This window comes from Woodsholea maritima DSM 17123, from assembly GCF_000382325.1.
Classification (GTDB): Bacteria; Pseudomonadota; Alphaproteobacteria; order Caulobacterales; family Maricaulaceae; genus Woodsholea; species Woodsholea maritima.
The window spans coordinates 142,586-161,297 of sequence record NZ_KB908056.1 but is presented as its reverse complement, the minus strand read 5'-3'; the positions used below and the strand labels follow the sequence as shown (position 1 = coordinate 161,297).

General features: G+C 58.7%; 16 protein-coding genes and 1 other RNA gene. 16 read left to right on the top strand and 1 reads right to left on the bottom strand.

Going from position 1 to position 18,712, the window contains the following annotated elements:
• Nucleotides 1–123: 123 nt before the first annotated feature.
• Together H151_RS0100840 and H151_RS0100835 are read left to right on the top strand one after the other, a co-directional pair.
• Complete coding sequence (locus tag H151_RS0100840) at nt 124–546, top strand: hypothetical protein (RefSeq protein WP_019959721.1); 423 nt, start codon at nt 124–126, stop codon at nt 544–546.
• 3 nt (nt 547–549) lie between these two features.
• Nucleotides 550–789, top strand: a complete 240-nt coding sequence (locus H151_RS0100835) for a helix-turn-helix transcriptional regulator (RefSeq protein ID WP_019959720.1) — start codon at nt 550–552, stop codon at nt 787–789.
• Here the strand turns inward: H151_RS0100835 and H151_RS0100830 are convergent.
• Complete coding sequence (locus tag H151_RS0100830; RefSeq protein WP_019959719.1) at nt 786–4,373, bottom strand: hydantoinase B/oxoprolinase family protein; 3,588 nt, start codon at nt 4,371–4,373, stop codon at nt 786–788. The two genes, H151_RS0100835 and H151_RS0100830, sit on opposite strands and share 4 nt — an antisense overlap.
• A gap of 313 nt (nt 4,374–4,686) precedes the next feature.
• Here H151_RS0100830 and H151_RS0100825 point away from each other — a divergent pair, with 313 nt between their 5' ends.
• The 14 genes from H151_RS0100825 (at nt 4,687) to H151_RS0100760 (ending at nt 18,690) form a co-directional block, all read left to right on the top strand.
• Nucleotides 4,687–5,370 carry a molecular chaperone DjiA gene (locus H151_RS0100825; RefSeq protein WP_019959718.1) on the top strand — a complete coding sequence of 228 codons (684 nt, stop codon included), beginning with the start codon at nt 4,687–4,689 and terminating at the stop codon, nt 5,368–5,370.
• Between the two features lie 101 nt (nt 5,371–5,471).
• Nucleotides 5,472–5,753, top strand: a complete 282-nt coding sequence (locus H151_RS0100820) for a hypothetical protein (protein WP_019959717.1) — start codon at nt 5,472–5,474, stop codon at nt 5,751–5,753.
• A 47-nt stretch (nt 5,754–5,800) separates the two neighbouring features.
• The gene (locus H151_RS0100815; protein ID WP_019959716.1) at nt 5,801–6,715 is read left to right on the top strand and encodes a DMT family transporter; all 915 of its coding nucleotides are present in this window, start codon (nt 5,801–5,803) and stop codon (nt 6,713–6,715) included.
• A gap of 3 nt (nt 6,716–6,718) precedes the next feature.
• Complete coding sequence (locus tag H151_RS0100810; protein ID WP_019959715.1) at nt 6,719–7,399, top strand: N-acetylmuramoyl-L-alanine amidase; 681 nt, start codon at nt 6,719–6,721, stop codon at nt 7,397–7,399.
• 58 nt (nt 7,400–7,457) lie between these two features.
• Nucleotides 7,458–7,837, top strand: an RNA gene (rnpB, locus tag H151_RS16900) — RNase P RNA component class A.
• A 618-nt stretch (nt 7,838–8,455) separates the two neighbouring features.
• Nucleotides 8,456–8,917, top strand: coding sequence for a division/cell wall cluster transcriptional repressor MraZ (locus H151_RS0100800; RefSeq protein ID WP_019959713.1), 462 nt, complete (start codon nt 8,456–8,458; stop codon nt 8,915–8,917).
• Complete coding sequence (gene rsmH, locus H151_RS0100795) at nt 8,917–9,915, top strand: 16S rRNA (cytosine(1402)-N(4))-methyltransferase RsmH (protein WP_019959712.1); 999 nt, start codon at nt 8,917–8,919, stop codon at nt 9,913–9,915. The genes H151_RS0100800 and rsmH overlap by 1 nt, the downstream gene beginning before the upstream one ends.
• Nucleotides 9,916–9,917: 2 nt before the next feature.
• Nucleotides 9,918–10,268 (top strand): cell division protein FtsL, encoded by a 351-nt coding sequence (gene ftsL, locus H151_RS15085; RefSeq protein ID WP_051088938.1) that lies wholly within the window; start codon nt 9,918–9,920, stop codon nt 10,266–10,268.
• A 9-nt stretch (nt 10,269–10,277) separates the two neighbouring features.
• Nucleotides 10,278–12,131 carry a peptidoglycan D,D-transpeptidase FtsI family protein gene (locus tag H151_RS0100785; RefSeq protein WP_019959711.1) on the top strand — a complete coding sequence of 618 codons (1,854 nt, stop codon included), beginning with the start codon at nt 10,278–10,280 and terminating at the stop codon, nt 12,129–12,131.
• A gap of 8 nt (nt 12,132–12,139) precedes the next feature.
• A complete protein-coding gene (locus tag H151_RS0100780) occupies nt 12,140–13,615 on the top strand; it encodes a UDP-N-acetylmuramoyl-L-alanyl-D-glutamate--2,6-diaminopimelate ligase (protein WP_019959710.1) in 1,476 nt (491 codons plus the stop codon).
• A complete protein-coding gene (locus H151_RS0100775) occupies nt 13,612–15,048 on the top strand; it encodes a UDP-N-acetylmuramoyl-tripeptide--D-alanyl-D-alanine ligase (RefSeq protein WP_019959709.1) in 1,437 nt (478 codons plus the stop codon). Before H151_RS0100780 ends, H151_RS0100775 begins: the two co-directional genes overlap by 4 nt.
• Nucleotides 15,049–15,053: 5 nt before the next feature.
• Nucleotides 15,054–16,157, top strand: a complete 1,104-nt coding sequence (mraY, locus tag H151_RS0100770) for a phospho-N-acetylmuramoyl-pentapeptide-transferase (RefSeq protein ID WP_019959708.1) — start codon at nt 15,054–15,056, stop codon at nt 16,155–16,157.
• A gap of 5 nt (nt 16,158–16,162) precedes the next feature.
• The gene (gene murD / locus H151_RS0100765) at nt 16,163–17,581 is read left to right on the top strand and encodes a UDP-N-acetylmuramoyl-L-alanine--D-glutamate ligase (protein ID WP_019959707.1); all 1,419 of its coding nucleotides are present in this window, start codon (nt 16,163–16,165) and stop codon (nt 17,579–17,581) included.
• Nucleotides 17,578–18,690, top strand: coding sequence for an FtsW/RodA/SpoVE family cell cycle protein (locus tag H151_RS0100760; RefSeq protein ID WP_019959706.1), 1,113 nt, complete (start codon nt 17,578–17,580; stop codon nt 18,688–18,690). Before murD ends, H151_RS0100760 begins: the two co-directional genes overlap by 4 nt.
• Nucleotides 18,691–18,712 lie beyond the last annotated feature (22 nt).

The following is an 18,712-nucleotide window of genomic DNA, read 5'->3' as shown; positions in this document are numbered from 1 at the left end:
CATCCGCTTAGCGGGTGGGACTAATTTTTATGACTCTAGGTAAAAAATAATTGACATGTTGTTGCGCCTGCCTTACACCCACTCATGTAAAGAATAATAGACATCATGGTTGGAGTTTTTGACATGACGGCAGGTGAAAAGAGTGCAGTGTCGGTGATCGCGGCGCTGGTTGTGGTTGGGGTTGGATATATCCATAATGTGTTGGGGATGGCTGAAGCGGGGGAGGCTTTGACGATGGCCAGCCTTCGCGGCTCGGTGATCATGGCGGTGATCGCCAGCGTGGTGATTATTGTGGCCGGTCATATTGCGATTGGTATTGTTGACTTTAAAGAGATTGATTTTACCGATGAACGTGATCGCTTGATCACCCTCAAAGTCGGGCGCAATGCCGGCGCGGTGCAGGGCTTTACCCTGGCCCTGGCCATTTTGGGCTTTTTGATTGAGATGCAGCCGGTTGTGCTATTCCATGTGGTATGGGCGGGATTGGTGATTTCAGAGCTGGTGGGCGCGGGCTCGCGCTTCATGCTGTATCGCCGTGGGGTTTAGGTCATGGCCAAACCCACTGCGATTACCAATCAGATCCGTACCTTGCGATTTCACGCGAATGAAATGACCCAGGCCGATTTGGCCCGTCAGGTGGGCGTGACGCGTCAGACCTTGATCGCGATTGAGCAGGGCAAATACTCTCCTTCGCTGGAGGTCGCGTTTAAAATCGCTCTGGTCTTTGGCGTGCCCCTAGAAGAGGTTTTTCAATATCAACCTGAACCCGAGAGGGGTAAGCCCGCTTAATCGGGCTGACCCCATCCGCCCCCGCCGGGGGTGTGGATCTCAATCGCTTCACCGGCTTTGAGGCTGAGACTGAACAGGGCGGGGCGCGCATGACGCGTCCCGTCTTTTTCAATGAAATACGCCGCACCGGGTTGACCGGCTTCGCCGCCCTCTAAGCCCGGCGGGTTTACCGTGCGCCGTCCAGAGAGGAGCGCGGCTTCCATCGGCTCTAACATTGTGATCCGGCGCACTGTGCCATCCCCGCCCTTGAAGCGCCCGGCCCCACCGCTAGCCTCGCGGATCTGATGGGTCTCGATACGTACGCGATAGCGCCGCTCCATCACTTCAGGATCGGTCAGGCGCGAATTGGTCATATGGGTGTGCACCCCGCTGGCCCCGTCAAAGCCACCGTGCTGGCCCAGACCGGCCCCAGCCCCGCCGCAGATGGTTTCATAATATTGATGGCGGGCATTGCCAAAGGTGAAGTTATTCATCGTGCCTTGCGCGGCGGCCATGCGCCGCGTGGCGGCAAACAAGGCATCGACGACCAGCTGGCTGGTCTCCACATTGCCCGCGACCACCGCAGCGGGGGATTTGGGATTGAGCAGGCAGTCTTCAGGCAAGGTGAGCGTGATGGGTTTCAAACACCCCTCATTCAAGGGGATGTCATCATCGACCAGACAGCGCAGCACATAGAGCACGGCGGCGCGCGCCACCGCGCTGGGCGCGTTGAAATTCGTGGGGCTTTGTGCGCTGGTCCCGGTGAAATCAATATGCGCACTCTGCGAGGCTTGATCGAGCGTGATCTTGACCGCGATCTGGCCGCCTTGATCAAGCTGCATCACGGCCGCGCCATCTTTCAGCGCCCCAATGACGCGGCGCACTGCGCGCTCAGCATTATCCTGGACATGGCCCATATAGGCTTTGACCGCGTCGAGGCCGAAATCCTTGACCATATGTTCAAGAGCCTGACGCCCTTTGGCGCAGGCGGCGAGTTGGGCTTTAAGATCGGCAATATTCTGATCGGGATTACGCGCTGGATAGGGCCCAGCCAGCAAGGGCGCGCGTGCGGCATCGTCTTGGAAATGATGGGCATCGACGATCTTAACGGCGTTATAAACTGCGCCTTCTTCATCAATCGTGGTGGAGAAGGGCGGCATCGAGCCGGGCTGGACCCCGCCAATATCGCCATGGTGGCCGCGTGCCGCGACAAAGAAAATCCGCTCTCCTGTGGGATCACACACGGGCTGGATCACCGTCACATCAGGCAGATGCGTGCCGCCATTATAGGGCGCGTTAAGGGCAATGGCATCACCAGGGCCCATATCGGGATGGGCTTCTAAAGCCGCGCGCACGCTGGCCGACATGGATCCCAAATGAACCGGCATATGGGGCGCATTGGCGACCAAATCGCCTGCGCCATCAAAAATCGCACAGGAAAAATCCAGGCGTTCTTTGATATTGACCGAGTGGGCGGTCCGTTCCAGTACGACGCCCATTTGCTCGGCAATATTCATGAAGCGCCGATTGAAGAGCTCCAAGGTGATCGGATCGAGTTCAGTGGAAAGCGCGGTTTTGGGGCTGTGTGATTTGTCGCGGGTCATCACCACCATGCCGTCGCTCTGGCGCGTGAGATACCAGCCATGATCGAGCACAATGGTTTGATTTTTATCCAGGATCAGCGCCGGGCCGGTTAGATGGACATCGGCGTTGAGGTTTTCTAGCGTATAGACCGGGGCGCCATGCCATTCCCCCTGATCATAAAGGCGCACAATGGTGTCGGGCTTGGGGGTGCCTTTTTCGCGCTTCAACGCGCTTTCGCTCTTGGGCGTGCCGGGCGGAGCGGCTTCGATAATCACAGCCACAGAATCGAGGATCAGCGCCTGATGATCGGCGCTAAAGCCAAACAGGCGCTTGTGCGCGCGGGTAAAGTCTTCGCGGATCTGCGCCATATCACTCAATGCGATGGGCAGCGCCGTGTCCGAGCCCTTGGCGCGCAGGCGCAGCTCATACTGGGCGCTTAAATTTTGCCCGCCCTGGGCGTGAAGCGCGGCCTCAGCCTCGCCGCGAAGGGTTTCCAGCTTGGCCTTGGCGCCGGTTAGGCTTGTCCCATCAAAGGCGACATCAAAGGCGGCTTCGCGCGTTTCGATGAGGCTCGCCAAGCCAATGCCATAGGCCGATAATAGCCCGGCATGGGGATGGATTAACACCGTGCTCATCCCCAAAGTCTCAGCGACTTTACAGGCATGCTGTCCGCCCGCGCCGCCAAAAGCATTCAGCGCATAACCGCGCGGATCAATACCCTGGGCGATGGAGATATGTTTGATGGCTCCGGCCATGGCTTCAACCGCGACGGTGAGGAAGCCTTCAGCGGCCGCTTCCGCGCTTTCAAGGCCCATTTCCTTGGCGAGCATGTCCAGGGCTTTGCGTGAAGCGGCGACGTCTAATGGCCCGTTGAAATCAGGCCCAAAGACGCGCGGAAAGCCTTCGGCCTGGATGCGGCCCAAAACGATATTGGCATCGGTAACGGCGGCGGGGCCCCCACGGCCATAGCCCGCCGGGCCGGGATTGGCCCCGGCGCTGTGCGGGCCGACGCGCGCGCGCTCGCCGTCGAAAAAGAGGACAGATCCGCCGCCCGCCGCCACGGTGTGAATGCCCAGCATGGGCGCGCGCAGGGTCCAGCCCTCAATCTTGGTTTCGCCGGTGCGCTCATAATACTGGCCGTCAAAGCGCGAGACATCGGTGGAGGTGCCGCCCATGTCAAAGCCGATCACCTTGTCAAAGCCTGCCGCCTTGGCGGTCATCGCCATGCCGACCACACCGCCCGCCGGACCCGACAGGACCGCATCACGGGCATGGAAATGATGGGCTTGGGCCAATCCGCCAGATGATTGCATGAAGAAAAGCGGCGTTTCATCCAGGCGTTGATGCACGCGCCCGACATAATCGCGCAACACCGGGGTCAGATAGGCGTCCATCACGGCGGTGGAGGCGCGCGGCACGATTTTGATCAAGGGACTGGCCGCATGGGAGAGGGTTATAGCGCTAAAGCCGACATCGCGCGCGATCTCCCCCAGGCGAATTTCATGGGCCGGGTTGGCATAGGCATGCATCAGGGCGATGGCGATGGCCTCTACCCCGTCGGCTTTGGCGGCGCGCAAAGCCTCACGCGCGGCATCTGCATCCAGGGGCGTGATCTCTTGGCCGTCGGCATTCATGCGCCCGGCAATCTCAATCACTTGATCATAAAGCGGGCGCGGTTTTTCGATATTGAGTGCGAAAAGATCGCCGCGCGTTTGATCGCCAATGCGTAAGATGTCGCGATAGCCCTCATTGACCAGGAAGAGTGTCTTGGCGCCCGCCTTCTCTAACAGAGCATTGGTGGCGACGGTCGTGCCCATTTTGACGGCCTGAACGGCGTTGGCGGGCAGGGGCGCATCTGCGCTGAGCCCCATCAGGCGGCGCACGCCTTCAGAGGCCGCATCGCGGTAGGCTTCACTGTCTGAGAGGAGTTTCAGCGCTTGGACATCGCCATCGGGCGTACGGGCCAGAATGTCAGTAAAAGTGCCGCCGCGATCAATCCAAAACTCCCACATACCGCTCATCTCACCCTCCGTGTCTTTGCCTTAGCGATAGCGCGAAGCGCGGGGGCTGGCAAATAGAGGGTGAGGGGCGCTTTGCCGCTGAAGGTGGGTTTGCGTTATTGGGCAAATAAATCATGTCATCCCGGGCAAGCGTCGCGCTCAAGTAGCCGACAGGCGCTAGCGCTCCTCCGGGATGACAAAGGTATGGTTCGGACAATACCTTCCCTGAAGAATTGCTAGCTGATAGACCGCTCAAGTAAACTTGAACATAAATTCCACAACGCAGGTGCACAAAGAAAATGGCACAGCGCGCAGAGCTGGGTATAGTAAGGGGATGGGACTATGGCGACGCTTATCCGAGCTCTTGGTGGGACCAGCCGATCCTTTTGGCTGTGACGGGGCGGATTGTGTGCCGGGCCGGCGGGTGAATGACGCCGAATTTGCGATGGCGCTTATTGGTTTAGGGGCCAAAATGGCCAAGGCCGATGGCCATGTCACCAACTCAGAAATTCTCGCCTTCTCCCAAGTCTTTCGCCCGACCCCAGGCGCGGAAGGCGCGCTACAACGCGCCTTTGATCTGGCCAAGCAAACCACGCTGGGCTTTGAGGGCTATGCCAAGCGCCTGGCGCGGCGCTTTCGCGGTCACCCGGCGGTGTTGGAAGATGTGCTCGATGGGCTATTTCATATTGCCAAGGCTGATGGGCGTGTCACTGCGGCGGAGGAAGATTATCTGCAAGAGGTCGCGGATATTTTCGGCTTTTCCGAGCGCGAATATCGCCGCATCCGCTTAGGCCATGTGGGCTTACCTAAGGATGATCCCTATTTGATCATCGGGGTTGATCCGGACATTGATAATGAGGATTTGAAACGCGCCTATCGCCGGATTGCGTTTCACAATCACCCCGATCGCTTGCTTGCGCGCGGCGCGCCCAGTGAAATGCAGAAGCTGGCCGTGGATAAAATGGCGACGATTAACGCCGCTTACCGCGAAATTTTGTCACAGCGCGGGCTTTCCTAACGCATCTGTAAGCTAACCCCCATTGACGAACACAGGTCTTATACCCAATTCTAGGGCCACGTGGGGATGGTAATAAATGACATCAGAAGAGGCAGATCCCAATGACTATGATGCGTGCAGCCTTTTTCGAAAACGGGCCTGTGGGATTGCTGCGGGCCATTTTGGCCGCGATCCTGGCTGCTGCCTTTATTGGCCTCGTTGTTTTATTGGCCGCTTTCTTGACGGCGGCGGCGCTGGTTGTGGCGGGTGTCGCGGCCATGGGCGGCGTGGCATATTGGGCCTATCGTAAAATCCGTGTGCGTAAAGCACGTCAAAAAGACAATGATGTTCTGGTTGCGCGTCGTGGTCCCCATGGCTGGACCGTTGATGGTGACAGATCGTAACATTTAGTGCACTTGCACTAAACAAGGTATACGTTTAGACGCGGGTTATGAGCCCGCGTCATTTTTTTCTCTTCTTCCTGGTATGTTTGGTTTGGGGCGTTAATTTCGTCGTCGCCAAATGGTCCGTCACCGGACAACCCGTCATCGTGCCTGGATTTGAAGGATCACCGCCCTTTTTCTTCGCCTTCATGCGCCATTTGGGGCTTTATGCCTGTCTGGCGCCCTGGCTATTTCCGATTCCACGCCCCATTGGCCCGGTGATTTTGACCGGTTTGATGATGGGCGCGGTGCAGTATTCGCTGATGTTCTTGGCGCTGCAGTTTGCAACCCCGTCCAGCCTGGCCATCACGGTACAATTAACCGTGCCCTTCATGACGATCCTGTCGGTGATTTTCTTGAAGGAGAAGGTGCGCTGGGTGCGCATCACGGGCATGGGCATGGCCTTTGTTGGGGTGGGATTGGTGATCGCCAAGCCGGGCGAGCTGTCTTTGACCTTCGGCCTGTTGATTGGCGTGGGCGCAGCCTTTGCTGCGGCGGCGGGCTCAATTCTGGTCAAGAAAGTTCAGATGGGCGTCATTCAGATGCAGGCCTGGATCGGGCTGGTGTCTTTCCCGCCGCTCTTACTGGCGACCTTATTGTTTGAGCATGACCAGCTGGCGCGCTCGGTCGCGGGCGGTTGGACATTCGTTGCGGCGTTGGGCTATACGATTGTCCTGGTCAATATCTTCGGCCATGGCGTCTATTATCTGATGCTCAAGCGTTATGATGCCAGCTTGATTGCGCCTTTGACCTTGATGGGGCCATTAATTGGCGTGCTATCAGGCGTTTTCATCACCGGCGATGCCATCAGTTGGCAGATGATTGTCGGCGGCTTGTTGGCCCTGGGCGGGGTCGGCATTGTGGCGGCGCGCCGGGCGCGCACGATCAACCCGGCTGAAGTCATGCAAAGACCCAGGCCCTGATCGATGAAAGTGATCCCGTGTCCGTCCCCAAATTTCAATGCGCGCAAGCTGCCGATTTCGATGCTTGTGCTGCATTATACCGGGATGGAGAGCGGGCAGGCGGCGATTGAGCGCCTGTGCGATCCTGCCGCTCAGGTCAGTGCCCATTATGTCGTGGAGGAAGACGGCACGATCTTAAACCTCGTCGCGGAGGATCAGCGGGCCTGGCATGCCGGGGTCAGTGCCTGGAACGGGGTTCGCGATGTTAACTCGGCCTCCATCGGGATTGAGATCGTCAATGGCGGGCATGATTTTGGCTTGCCGGATTTTCCCGCCGTTCAGATCGAAGCGGTCATCGCCCTTTGTCAGGATATTCTCAGCCGTCATGCTATTCATCCCCTGGATGTTGTTGGTCATAGTGATATCGCCCCGTCGCGCAAAACCGATCCGGGGGAGAAATTTCCCTGGGCGCGTTTGGCCGCTCAGGGCATTGGGCTCTTTCCCGAAGGGGGGGCGAGTGAGGACATCCTTGAGGAAGCGGCGCTGGCCCAGCGTCTTTCCACCATCGGGTATGATGTCAGCGCAGCCGGAGCGTTTAGTGATCTGATCTGCGCCGTTCAGCGCCGTTATACGCCTGCGGATTTAAGCGGGCAGGCCGGGCCTCACCTGTGCGCGATGATAGGCGCGTTGAGCGCCCAGCGCTGAACTTCAACCACATCCCACGCTTGACGTTTTTATGAAAAAGGCCAAGGAATGCGCCTTGTCAGACGGCTAGGCGGCCGCTCCCCCAAGGCTTGAAAAGGCGGGGGAGAGGAAAGTCCGGGCTCCACGGAAGACAAGGTGCCGGGGAAATCCCGGCGGGGGCGACCCTAGGGAAAGTGCCGCAGAAAACAAACCGCCAGAATGCGTTCTGGTAAGGGTGAAACGGTGCGGTAAGAGCGCACCGCCCAAACCGCAAGGCAAGGGGCACGGTAAACCCCACCTGGAGCAAGACCGAATAGAGATGGACGTTGGTTCGCCAACACGCGAGTTTCCGCGCGCCATCCGGGTAGGTTGCATGAGGGACGGTGTAAACCGGCCCCCAGATGAATGGTCGTCACGCCCTCGGGCGGACAGAACCCGGCTTATCGGCCGTCTGACTTTATTGATTAGCCCTATCGGCTATCGGTTACTTGAGGACGCTGTCCTAGCGGCCCGATGGGCCGAATGGAACCTTCCCATAATATAGTAAAGACTGTCATCCCGGACGAACGAAGTGAGATCCGGGATCTATTGAGTTTGCCATCAAGGCGCATAGATCCCCGATCAAGTCGGGGATGACAGGATAAAGTATGGGTCCCGGCTCAAGGCCGGGAACCCGGTCGGCATTGTCGCATCATCGCGGCCCCGGACTTGATCCGGGGTCCATAGCCACGCACGCTCAGACCCGTTCGCAACCGCCCTTGCCATGGGATGAGCGCCCACTTTGCCCCTAAATCGAGGTTTGGGTCATAAAATCGCCCAAATCACCGTCTCGGCGGGGCTGTTCATAAGTCTTAAAACTCGTGTTTTGGGCGGGGCGTTAACCTTTTTTACCCCGTTGAACGCATTTTGTTCCCTTAATATTCCGTTTAAGTCACTGCCCTGATAGGCAAAAAGGCACTTTTTGGCCCAAAATCCCGCTTTGGGGCTGTTAATGTCATTGTTTCCCATCTCATCCCATGTTATCCCATTGTTAACCACGGCATGGGGTCGCGGCGTGATTTGGGGCAGGGCTGGGAGATGTTTCTCTCCACCACCACGAATGGCATTGATGCCAAGGGCCGGGTTTCGGTCCCTGCGGAATTCCGCACGGTGGTGGGGGCGGGGCCGATCTATGTCTGGCGCTCGTTCGAGGGTCCCTATCTGGAGGGTGGCGGTCAGGCGCTGATGGAGCGCTTCCAAGACGCCATTGATGCCATGGACCCCTATGACGATGACCGCATGGCGTTTGAGCGGGTGATTTTCGGCGGCGCGCGGCCTTTGGGACTGGATGCCAATGGCCGGGTGACCTTGCCCAAGGACTTTATCGAGCATGCGGGCCTGGATCAGAAAAAAGCGACTTTTGTCGGCCTGGGTCGGCGGTTTGAGATCTGGGATCCCGCCGCGCACAAGGCCAAGGAAGACGAAAGTCTCGCCTATGCCAAACAGAATAAGCACGCCCTGCGTCAGCCGGGCTTTAAAGCACCCAAGGGGCAGGCGTGATGGATAAGAAGCCGCATATCTCGGTGATGTTGGATGAGGTCTTGCACGCGCTGGAACCGCGCGATGGCGGGCTGTATGTCGATGGCACTTTTGGGGCGGGCGGCTATACGCGCGCGGTGTTGGGTGTTGAAGGTACACGCGTTCTGGGCATTGATCGCGATCCCAATGTGCGCGGCCATGCGGAAGATATGAAGGCGGCCTTTTCGGGGCGTTTTGCGCTGGCCCAGGGTCCGTTTTCGACCATGAAGGATATTGTTGAGGCGGCCGATAGCTCCGGCGTTGATGGGGTGATGCTGGATCTGGGCGTTTCCTCGATGCAGCTTGATCAGGCTGAGCGCGGCTTTTCGTTCCAGAAAGATGGCCCTCTGGATATGCGCATGGCCCAAGATGGTCCCAGCGCGGCCGATGCCGTCAATTTGATGAGCGCGGAAGATCTGGCGAAGATTTTCTGGATCTATGGTGAGGAGCGTCATTCGCGCCGGGTCGCGGCGGCGATCGTGCGGGCCCGCACGGAGGCCCCGATCACCACGACATTACAGCTGGCGAGCATTATTGAGAGTGCGGTGCGCGGTAAGAAGGAAAAGATCCATCCCGCCACGCGCAGTTTCCAGGGCCTGCGCATCTATATCAATGATGAGCTGGGTGAGCTGTGGCGCGGTTTAAGCGCGGCGGAGCAGATCTTGAAACCGGCTGGGCGCTTGGTCGTTGTGACCTTCCATTCCTTGGAAGATCGCATTGTGAAGACCTTCATGCGTGAGCGGGCGGGCCTGGTGCCGCGCGGTTCGCGTCATACCCCGGATGTCAGTGCGGGCCCGGAGCCTTCATTAACGTTAATCCGTAAAAAGGCCCTGGAAGCGAGCGCCGAAGAAGCCGCGGTCAATGCGCGTGCGCGCTCGGCGAAATTGCGTGCGGCGATCCGCACTCAAGCCGAAGCCTTTGATCCGGCCAATGATGTCATCGCCGGTGTGCCCCCCTATAGCCGCTTGTTGGAGCTGTAACGATGTTGAAAGTGATTAATGGCCTGGGTGCTTTGGTCGCCGCGATCTTGGTGTTTGCGCTCTATGTCGCCAAGACCGAAGCCTCTTCATCGGAAGCGCGTCTGGCGCAGTTGCAACGCGAACTGGCTGAGGAGCGCGGCGAGATCAATACCTTGTCGGCCAATATCGCCCATTTGGAAGACCCTGAATATCTGCGGATGTTGGCGCGCGAGCATTTGGGCTTTGAGCCCGTGCGCGCCGATCAAGAAATCGCGTTGAGTGACTTACCGCGTATCGCCCCGGGCGAGCAAAGTGCCTTGACCCGGCGCGCCTCTGCCGATGCGCGCGATGCGACCCCGCGCCGCTGGCAATAGGGGGCTGAGATGATCCGCTTTCCCTGGGGGCGTCCCAAAGTCACCACCGTTTCCAAAGGGCCTGATCCCTTGCCCTGGGGGGAGGCCGCGCCCGCCGATGTGACGCGGCTGTTGCGCTTGGAAGATGAAGCGGCTTCGGCCATGGCCCTGACGCGGTTGCGTTTGGGCCTTTTGGGTTTAGGTCTGGGTGCGTGCTTTGCCTTGATGGGCGCGCGCGCTGTGGGTCTATCGCTGAAAGACTGGGGCGTGGTCGAAGAAACCGTCGTGGTGGCTGAGCGGGCCGCCCCGCGCGGGGAAATTTGGGATCGCAATGGCGAAATCCTGGCTGATAATCTCGATTACCACTCTGTCTATGCCGATCCGCGCTATGTCTGGAATCCGGGCGAAACCGCCCAGCAATTGGCCAGCGTGCTGCCCAATATTGATGTGGAGCGCCTGAGCGAGCAGCTCTCGTCTAATGGGCGCTTTGTCTGGGTCGCGCGGGGTCTGACGCCGACCCAGCGCCAGGCCATTCATATGCTGGGCCTTGCCGGGATCCATTTCCGGGTTGAGCCGGGCCGGGTTTATCCGCGCGGCCATGCGGCTTCGCACATTCTGGGCTATACCGACCGCGATATGCACGGCATTGCCGGGGCTGAGGCGGCGTTTGAAACGGCGCTGGATGCGGGCGATGGGCGCCCGATCAGCCTGTCGATTGATCTGACCGCCCAGCATGCGGTGGAAAGCGTGCTGCGTGAACGCATGGCGCGCTATCAGGCTGAAGGCGCGGCCGCCGTTTTGATGAAGGTGGGCACGGGCGAGATTATCGCCATGGTCTCGCTACCCGATTTTGACCCTAACCGTCCGGGTGATAGTGATCCCGAGGCCGTGTTTAACCGCGCGACCAGCGGCGTTTATGAAATGGGCTCGACCTTCAAGGTCTTTAATCTGGCCATGGCGCTGGAAAGCGGGCAATTCCACCTCGATGATGTGGTCGATGCGACCTACCCCTTGCGCATTGGTGGGTTCTCGATCAGCGATTTTCATCCTCAGCGCCGCCCGCTGACCCTGGAAGAAGTGCTGATCCACTCCTCAAACATTGGCTCGGCGCGGGTCGCGGATGCGATAGGGCCACAGGCGCAGCGCGAATTCTTGCAGCGCTTGCGCTTGTTAGAGCGTGCCCCGGTTGAGCTGTTGGAAAGCGGTGATCCGATCACGCCAGAGCGCTGGCAGCGTATCCAGACCATGACCATTTCCTATGGTCACGGGATCTCGGTCAGTCCTTTGGCTTTAACGGCGGCTTTTGCGGCGATCGCCAATGGCGGGGTCTATGTGCCGCCCACCCTTCGCCCGGTTGCGCCAGGCGAAACGGTGGTCGGCGATCCGGTCTTATCGCCCGCGACCAGCGCGCTGGTACTGGCCACCATGCGCAAGGTCGTGACTGAGGGCTCTGGACGTCAAGCGGACGTGGCCGATTATGCGATTGCGGGCAAGACCGGCACAGCCGAACGCGTGGTCAATGGGCGCTATTCGCGCTCGAGTTTGCGAACATCTTTTATCGCAATCTTTCCTTTCGATGACCCTGAATATGTCTTATTGACGATGCTGGATAGACCCAAGCGGATCGCAGAGACGCATGGCTTTGCGACCGCCGGGTGGAATGCGGCTCCGACGGCGGGGGCGATTATCGAACGTGTGGGGCCCATTTTGAATCCATCCCGGCGCATTGCCGATCCAGAGGCGCGCGCGCAAACGGTGGCGGCGATGTTCGCCCCACGCGCGCAAGCGCCTGTGCGCCCCGGCCCTGAAGAACCTTTACCGGGCGATATTGTCCGCCCGGCCACCTATGAACCCTCAACCGCTGGCACACGCCCGCAGGAATAAGCTTGATCATGACTGTCGACACGGCTTTGACGCATCGTTTGAAAGACCTGATTGACGCAGATTGGGATGTAGCTGAGGCGGCCTATGATTTGGATGTCACGGGTCTCAATCTTGATAGCCGTCACGTCAAACCGGGTGAGATTTTTGCCGCTTTGCCGGGCGTAAAGGTCGATGGGCGCGAATTTATTGCTAAGGCCGAAGCCGCCGGGGCTGTGGCGATTTTGGCCCCCAAAGGCACGCCGACATCAGCCCCTCTGATCGGGGTTGAGGATGTGCCGGCGGCTTTATCGAAAATGGCCGCGCGTTTTTATCCGGGCCAGCCAGAGATGATCGTGGCGGTCACCGGCACCAATGGTAAAAGCTCTACCGTAGAATTTCTGCGCCAAATCTGGGCTTTAGCCGGGAAAGAGGCGGCCGCGTTGGGCACACTTGGGGTGACGCGCGCCACGGGCCGTACCGAGGTGGGCTATACCACGCCGGACGCCATCCGCCTGCATCAAAGCCTGTCAGCCTTAAAGGCTGAAGGCGTGACCCATTTGGCCATGGAGGCGTCCTCCCATGGCTTAAAGCAGAAACGCATGGATGGCGCGAAGGTCAATTTAGGGGCCTTTACCAATCTCACCCAGGATCATTTGGATTATCACCCTGATTTTGAAGATTATTATCAAGCTAAATTCCGCCTGTTCCGTGATCTGATGGACCATGATGCGCCGGTCGTCATCAATGTCGATGGCGAATATGGCGAGCGCGTCGCCAAAGACTGCGAAAGGCTGGGCCATGCGGTGATGCGGGTCGGCTGGCGCGGGGAAGGCCTGCAAATCAAAGAAATTACGCCCCATAATGCCAGCCAGAGCGTGCGCTATACCTATCAGGGCCAGGAAGACACGTTGGAGCTGCCTTTGATGGGGGAATTTCAGGCCGCCAATGCGATTGTCGCGGCGGGCTTAGCGCTGTTAAGCGGGCTATCCTCGCGCCAGGTATTTGGGGCTTTGGCTGAGCTGACCGGCGTCGCTGGGCGCTTGGAGCTGGCCGCACAAACCGGGGAGGGCGCGCCCATTCTGATTGATTATGCCCATACGCCCGATGGTCTGGATAAGCTGTTACGTGCCGCGCGCCCCCATACCCAGGGCAAGGTCCGGGTGATCTTTGGCGCGGGCGGGGATCGCGATCCCTCTAAGCGCGCCAAAATGGGCGCGGTTGCGGCCAAGCTGGCCGATGATATCATCGTCACGGATGATAATCCGCGTTCGGAAGATCCTGCGGCGATCCGGGCTCAAGTGCTGGAAGGATGTCCGAACGCCAGCGAGATCGGGGATCGCTGGGCGGCGATCCAAGACGGCGTTGCGCGCTTAAAGGCAGGCGATTGTTTGTTAATTGCCGGGAAAGGCCATGAAACGGGACAGATTGTCAAAGGCGAGATTATCCCCTTTGATGATTGTGAGGCCGCCCGTAAAGCCGTGGCCGAGAAGGGGATAGGGGCATGAGTGATCCGTTATGGCGCGCAGCAGAGGCTTGTGAAGCCACGGGCGGGCAGTTGATCGGCGGATCAGACTGGCAGGCCAGCGGCGTATCCATCGACTCGCGATCCTTGGAAAAAGGCGACATCTTTGTGGCCTTGAAAGATCAGCGTGATGGTCATGACTTTGCCCGCGCTGCGATGGCGGCGGGGGCAGCGGTGGCGCTGGTGTCTGACCCTTCGGCCTGTGATGGCCCGCGCCTGGTCGTAGATGATGTTCTTGAAGCCCTGCAATGTTTGGGCGCAGCGGCGCGCACGCGCTGTGATGCCATTCGTGTTGGGGTTACCGGCTCGGTCGGGAAGACCTCGGTCAAAGACGCGCTTGCAGCCGTTTTTCATAAGGCCGGAAAATCCCATAACTCAGTCAAATCTTATAATAACCACTGGGGTGTGCCGCTAACCTTGGCGCGGATGCCGCGCGAGACCCAGCGCGCCGTCTTTGAGATGGGCATGAACCATGCCGGTGAAATTCGGGGCCTCAGCGCGCAAGTCAACCCTCATATCGCCGTCATCACCCGGATCGCCCCCGCGCATTTGGAAAATCTCGGCACGATTGAGAATATCGCCAAAGCCAAAAGCGAGATTTTTGAAGGTCTGTTGAAAGATGGCGTGGCGGTTTTGCCGCGTGATGATGATCAGGCCGCCATCCTGACTGATTATGCGACCCGCTCGGGGGCCGCTTTCCTGTTGGATTTCGGGGTCAAAGCGGGCGCAGCCGTGCGTATCGTCAATTATAATGATGGTCCAGATGGCGGGGTCGGCACATTGGATGTTATGGGCCGCCATATCGGCATTCGCCTGGCGATGCCAGGCATGCATCAGGCCTGGAATGCGGCGGCGGTGATGGCCGCGGGTGTGGCCGCCGGGTGTGAACCGGAAATGATCGCCGATGTTTTGTCGGGCCTTCGCGCCGGGGCCGGACGCGGGGATGTGTTTGATCTTGATTGGCAGGGCGGGCAAGTCACCATCATTGATGACAGCTATAATGCCAATCCGGTCTCTATGGCTTCGGCGATTGGGAATTTAGGCGCACGCACCCCGCGTGAAGGGGGCCGGCGCATTGCCATTCTGGGCGAGATGCTGGAGCTGGGCCCGGATGCGGTCAGCCTGCATGAAGGTCTGGCCGAGCGTCTTGAGTGCGCCGAGGTGGATATCGTGATCGGTGTGGGCGATTTGATGCGCGCCCTGGTTGCGGCCCTACCAGAAGCCAAGGAGGAGCGTGATTTGAGTGTTCCCACAGGCGGTTATATCGCGCGTTCACCCGGTGAGGCGCTGTCGAAACTTCGTGAACTGCTAAAAGATGGCGATGTGGTGCTGATTAAAGGGTCAAATGCCTCTGGTGTTCATAAAATTGTTGCGGGCCTGAAACAGGGTGAGCCCGTTCGCGCGACGGAGGCTTAGTCACCATGCTTTATCTGTTTTTCTCACCCCTGGCGGATCAGTTTCAGATCTTCAACCTGTTTAATTACCTGACCTTCCGCACCGGTGGGGCCTTGATGACCGCCCTGGTCGTGGCCTTGGTGATGGGCGCGCCCTTTATTCGCTGGCTCAAATCCAAAGGTTCAGCCCAGCCGATCCGCGCGGATGGCCCGCAAAGCCATATCGTGACTAAAGCCGGTACGCCCACCATGGGCGGCTTTATCATTTTGGTCGGGGTTTTGGTTGGAACGCTGTTATTCGGGGATCTGAAAAACCCTTATCTGTGGGTGGTGATCGTGGTGACGGCGGGCTTTGGCGCGATCGGTTTCATTGATGATTGGCGCAAAGTCACCAAGAAATCTTCTGATGGTCTGTCAGGCAAGGGTAAGCTGGTCCTGCAATTTGCCGTTGCCGGGGTGGCTGTGGTCTCGATGACCTATCTCCTCTCCAGTGCGCCGGATGTGCCAGATAATTTTGCGACCTCGGTGGCTGTGCCCTTCATGAAGGATCTGATGATCCCGCTCAGCTATGGCTTTTATCTCTTTGGGATGATCGTGATTGTGGGTGCCTCCAACGCGGTCAACCTCACCGATGGTCTGGATGGTTTGGCGATCGTGCCGGTGATGATGGCGGCGGCCTGTTTCGGCTTGATCGCGTATTTCGTCGGCAATGTGGTGTATTCTGATTATCTGTTCTTGAACTTCACCCCTGGCACGGCCGAGCTGGCGGTGATTTGCGGCTCTTTCATTGGCGCGGGCATGGGCTTTTTATGGTTCAACGCCCCGCCGGCCAAAGTCTTTATGGGCGATACCGGATCGCTATCGCTGGGCGGGGCCTTGGGCACGATGGCCGTAGCCGTCAAGCACGAGATTGTGCTGGCGATCATTGGCGGGCTCTTCGTGCTTGAAGCTCTTTCGGTGATGATCCAGATCGCCTCGTTCAAAATGTTTGGCAAGCGCGTCTTCAAGATGGCACCTATCCACCACCATTTTGAAAAATTAGGTTGGGCCGAATCAACGATTGTGATCCGCTTCTGGATTATCGCCTTCGTCTTGGCGCTGATCGGGCTCTCCACCCTAAAACTGAGGTAAAGTATATGATCCCCATCCGCGCCTATCAGGGCACGCGCGTGGCCGTTCTGGGTCTTGGCCGGACGGGGATGGCTACGGCTAAGGCCTTAGCGGCGGGGGGCGCAGAGGTCTCCCCCTGGGATGATGACGCTGCCAAGCGTGAGGGCGCCGAAGCCGCCGGTCTCATTTTGGATGATCTCTATGCGCGTGATTGGGGCGATTGCGGCGCTTTGGTGATTTCACCGGGAATTGCGCATACCCTGCCAAAGCCCCATCCCATTGCCGCGATGGCCAAGGCGGTGGGCGTGCCGATCATCAATGACATCACCTTGCTGGGCGAGGCCTTTGCCAAAGACCCTCATGCCCAGGTGATCGGGGTTACGGGTTCCAACGGTAAATCGACGACCTGCGCCTTGATTGCCCATATATTGAGCCAAGCGGGCTTGGATGTGCAATTGGGGGGTAATATCGGGCGTGCGGTCTTGGACCTTGATCCGCCCAAGCCCGGCCGGGTTTATGTGCTGGAGCTATCATCCTATCAGTTGGAGCTGGCCGATAATCTGCAGTGTCAGGTCGCGGTGCTGACCAATCTCAGCCCGGACCATCTTGAACGCCATGGCGATATGGCCGGTTATGTGGCGGCAAAGGCCCATATTTTTACCCAATCTGGCCCTGATGATGGCGTCATTTTGGGTATGGATGATGTGATGAGCCAGACCCTTTATACCAAGCTGCGCAATCGCCGGTTAAAGCCGCGTCCGGTATCCGCCAAGAAGGTGCTGGGCGATGGGGTCTCGGTGCTGGGCGGTAAGCTTTATGATGCGGCCCTGGGCCGGTCCCAGCATGTGCTCTCTTTGAATGGCCATCCCAGCTTAGAGGGCCGCCATAATGGCCAGAATGTCGGTATCGCCTATAGTGTTGCGCGCACGCTCCATATTCGCCCGGATGTAATCAAAGCCGCAATTGCCAGCTTTAAAGGCCTCGCTCATCGCCAGGAACGCTTGGCCCCGATTGATCGCGTCGCCTTTATCAATGATAGTAAAGCCACCAATGGCGCAGCCGCCAGCCAGGCCCTGCAACGCTTTCGCGATATTTTCTGGATCTTAGGCGGAGAGGCGAAATCCGATGGGGTGGAAGCGACGCTCGCCCATCTGCAATCGGTCCGCGCGGCCTATGTCTATGGGCGCGATGCACGCAAGCTGATCAAGCAATTGGGCCAAAGCCTTCCTTTGGTGCAGTGTCGCAGTTTGGAAGATGCCACCCAGCGTGCCTTTGATGATGGCTTGGCGTCAAGCTATGAAGCGCCGACGGTCCTGCTGTCGCCCGCCTGTGCCAGCTTCGATCAATTTGCCAATTTTGAAGCGCGCGGGGCCGCCTTTAAGGCCCATGTCGAAATTCTCCGCCAGGCCTATCAGGGTGCCAGCGCGATGGAGCGCACATCATGAGCCAATCGCGTTTTTCATTATCGCGGGCCTGGCGCGGTATTGATCAGACCTTGCTGTTCACCTTCTTTGCTTTGATCGCCATCGGGGTCATTTTGTCCTTTGCGGCGGGCCCGGCGGCGGCGGAACGGCGCGGCATTGCCGATCCCTTCTATTATCTCTACCGCCATGGTGCGTTTTCGGTTTTATCCGCGATCATCGTTTTGGTGTTGGCCACGTTTAGCGTGCGCGATGTGCGTCGCCTGGCCGGGCTGGGGCTGTTATGCTCTTTGGGCGTGATGCTGGCCATTCCCTTCATTGGGTATGAGGTCAATGGCGCGGCGCGCTGGATCCGCTTTGGCGGGTTTTCCCTGCAGCCGAGTGAGTTTCTAAAGCCTTCCTTCATCGTGATTGCCGCCTGGCTGTTTGCTGAGGAAAGCCGCGGTGAGCCGGTGCCGGGGCGTTTGATTGCTTTGGGGATTTTCCTGTTCAGCGTGGCTTTGTTGATCTTGCAGCCTGATTTTGGTCAGACGGTTTTGCTGGGCGCGATCTTTGGCGCGATGCTGTTTGCGGCCGGTCTGTCGATGATGTGGACTGTGGGGCTGGGCGTGGTTGCCGGGGCGGGGGCCTTTGCAGCCTATGTCTTTCTGCCCCATGTGGCGGCGCGGATTGAGGGCTTTCTCAATCCCGAACAAGGCGCGCAGACGGAGTTCGCGCTCGAAGCGATTTCGCGCGGCGGCCTGATTGGGGTCGGCCCGGGGGAGGGCGAGATTAAGCGCATCCTGCCCGAAGCCAATACGGATTTTGTCTTTTCCGTCGCGGCCGAAGAATATGGCCTGATCGCCTCGCTCGCCATTATTGGGCTATATGCGATTTTATTTGCCCGCGCCTGGATGAATGCCATGAAGCTGAATGATCACTTTGTGCAATTGGCCACCGCCGGGCTGGCACTGCAATTCGGGCTGCAGGCGCTGATCAATATCGGGGTGAATTTGAATATCATCCCGCCCAAGGGCATGACCTTGCCTTTTGTCTCCTATGGCGGCTCGTCAATGTTGGCGCTGGCCTATGGGGCGGGATTATTATTGGCGCTGACACGCCGGCGGCCTGGGGCCTATAGTATGAATGTCTAACTTCGGGGCTTGGGGGCCTTGA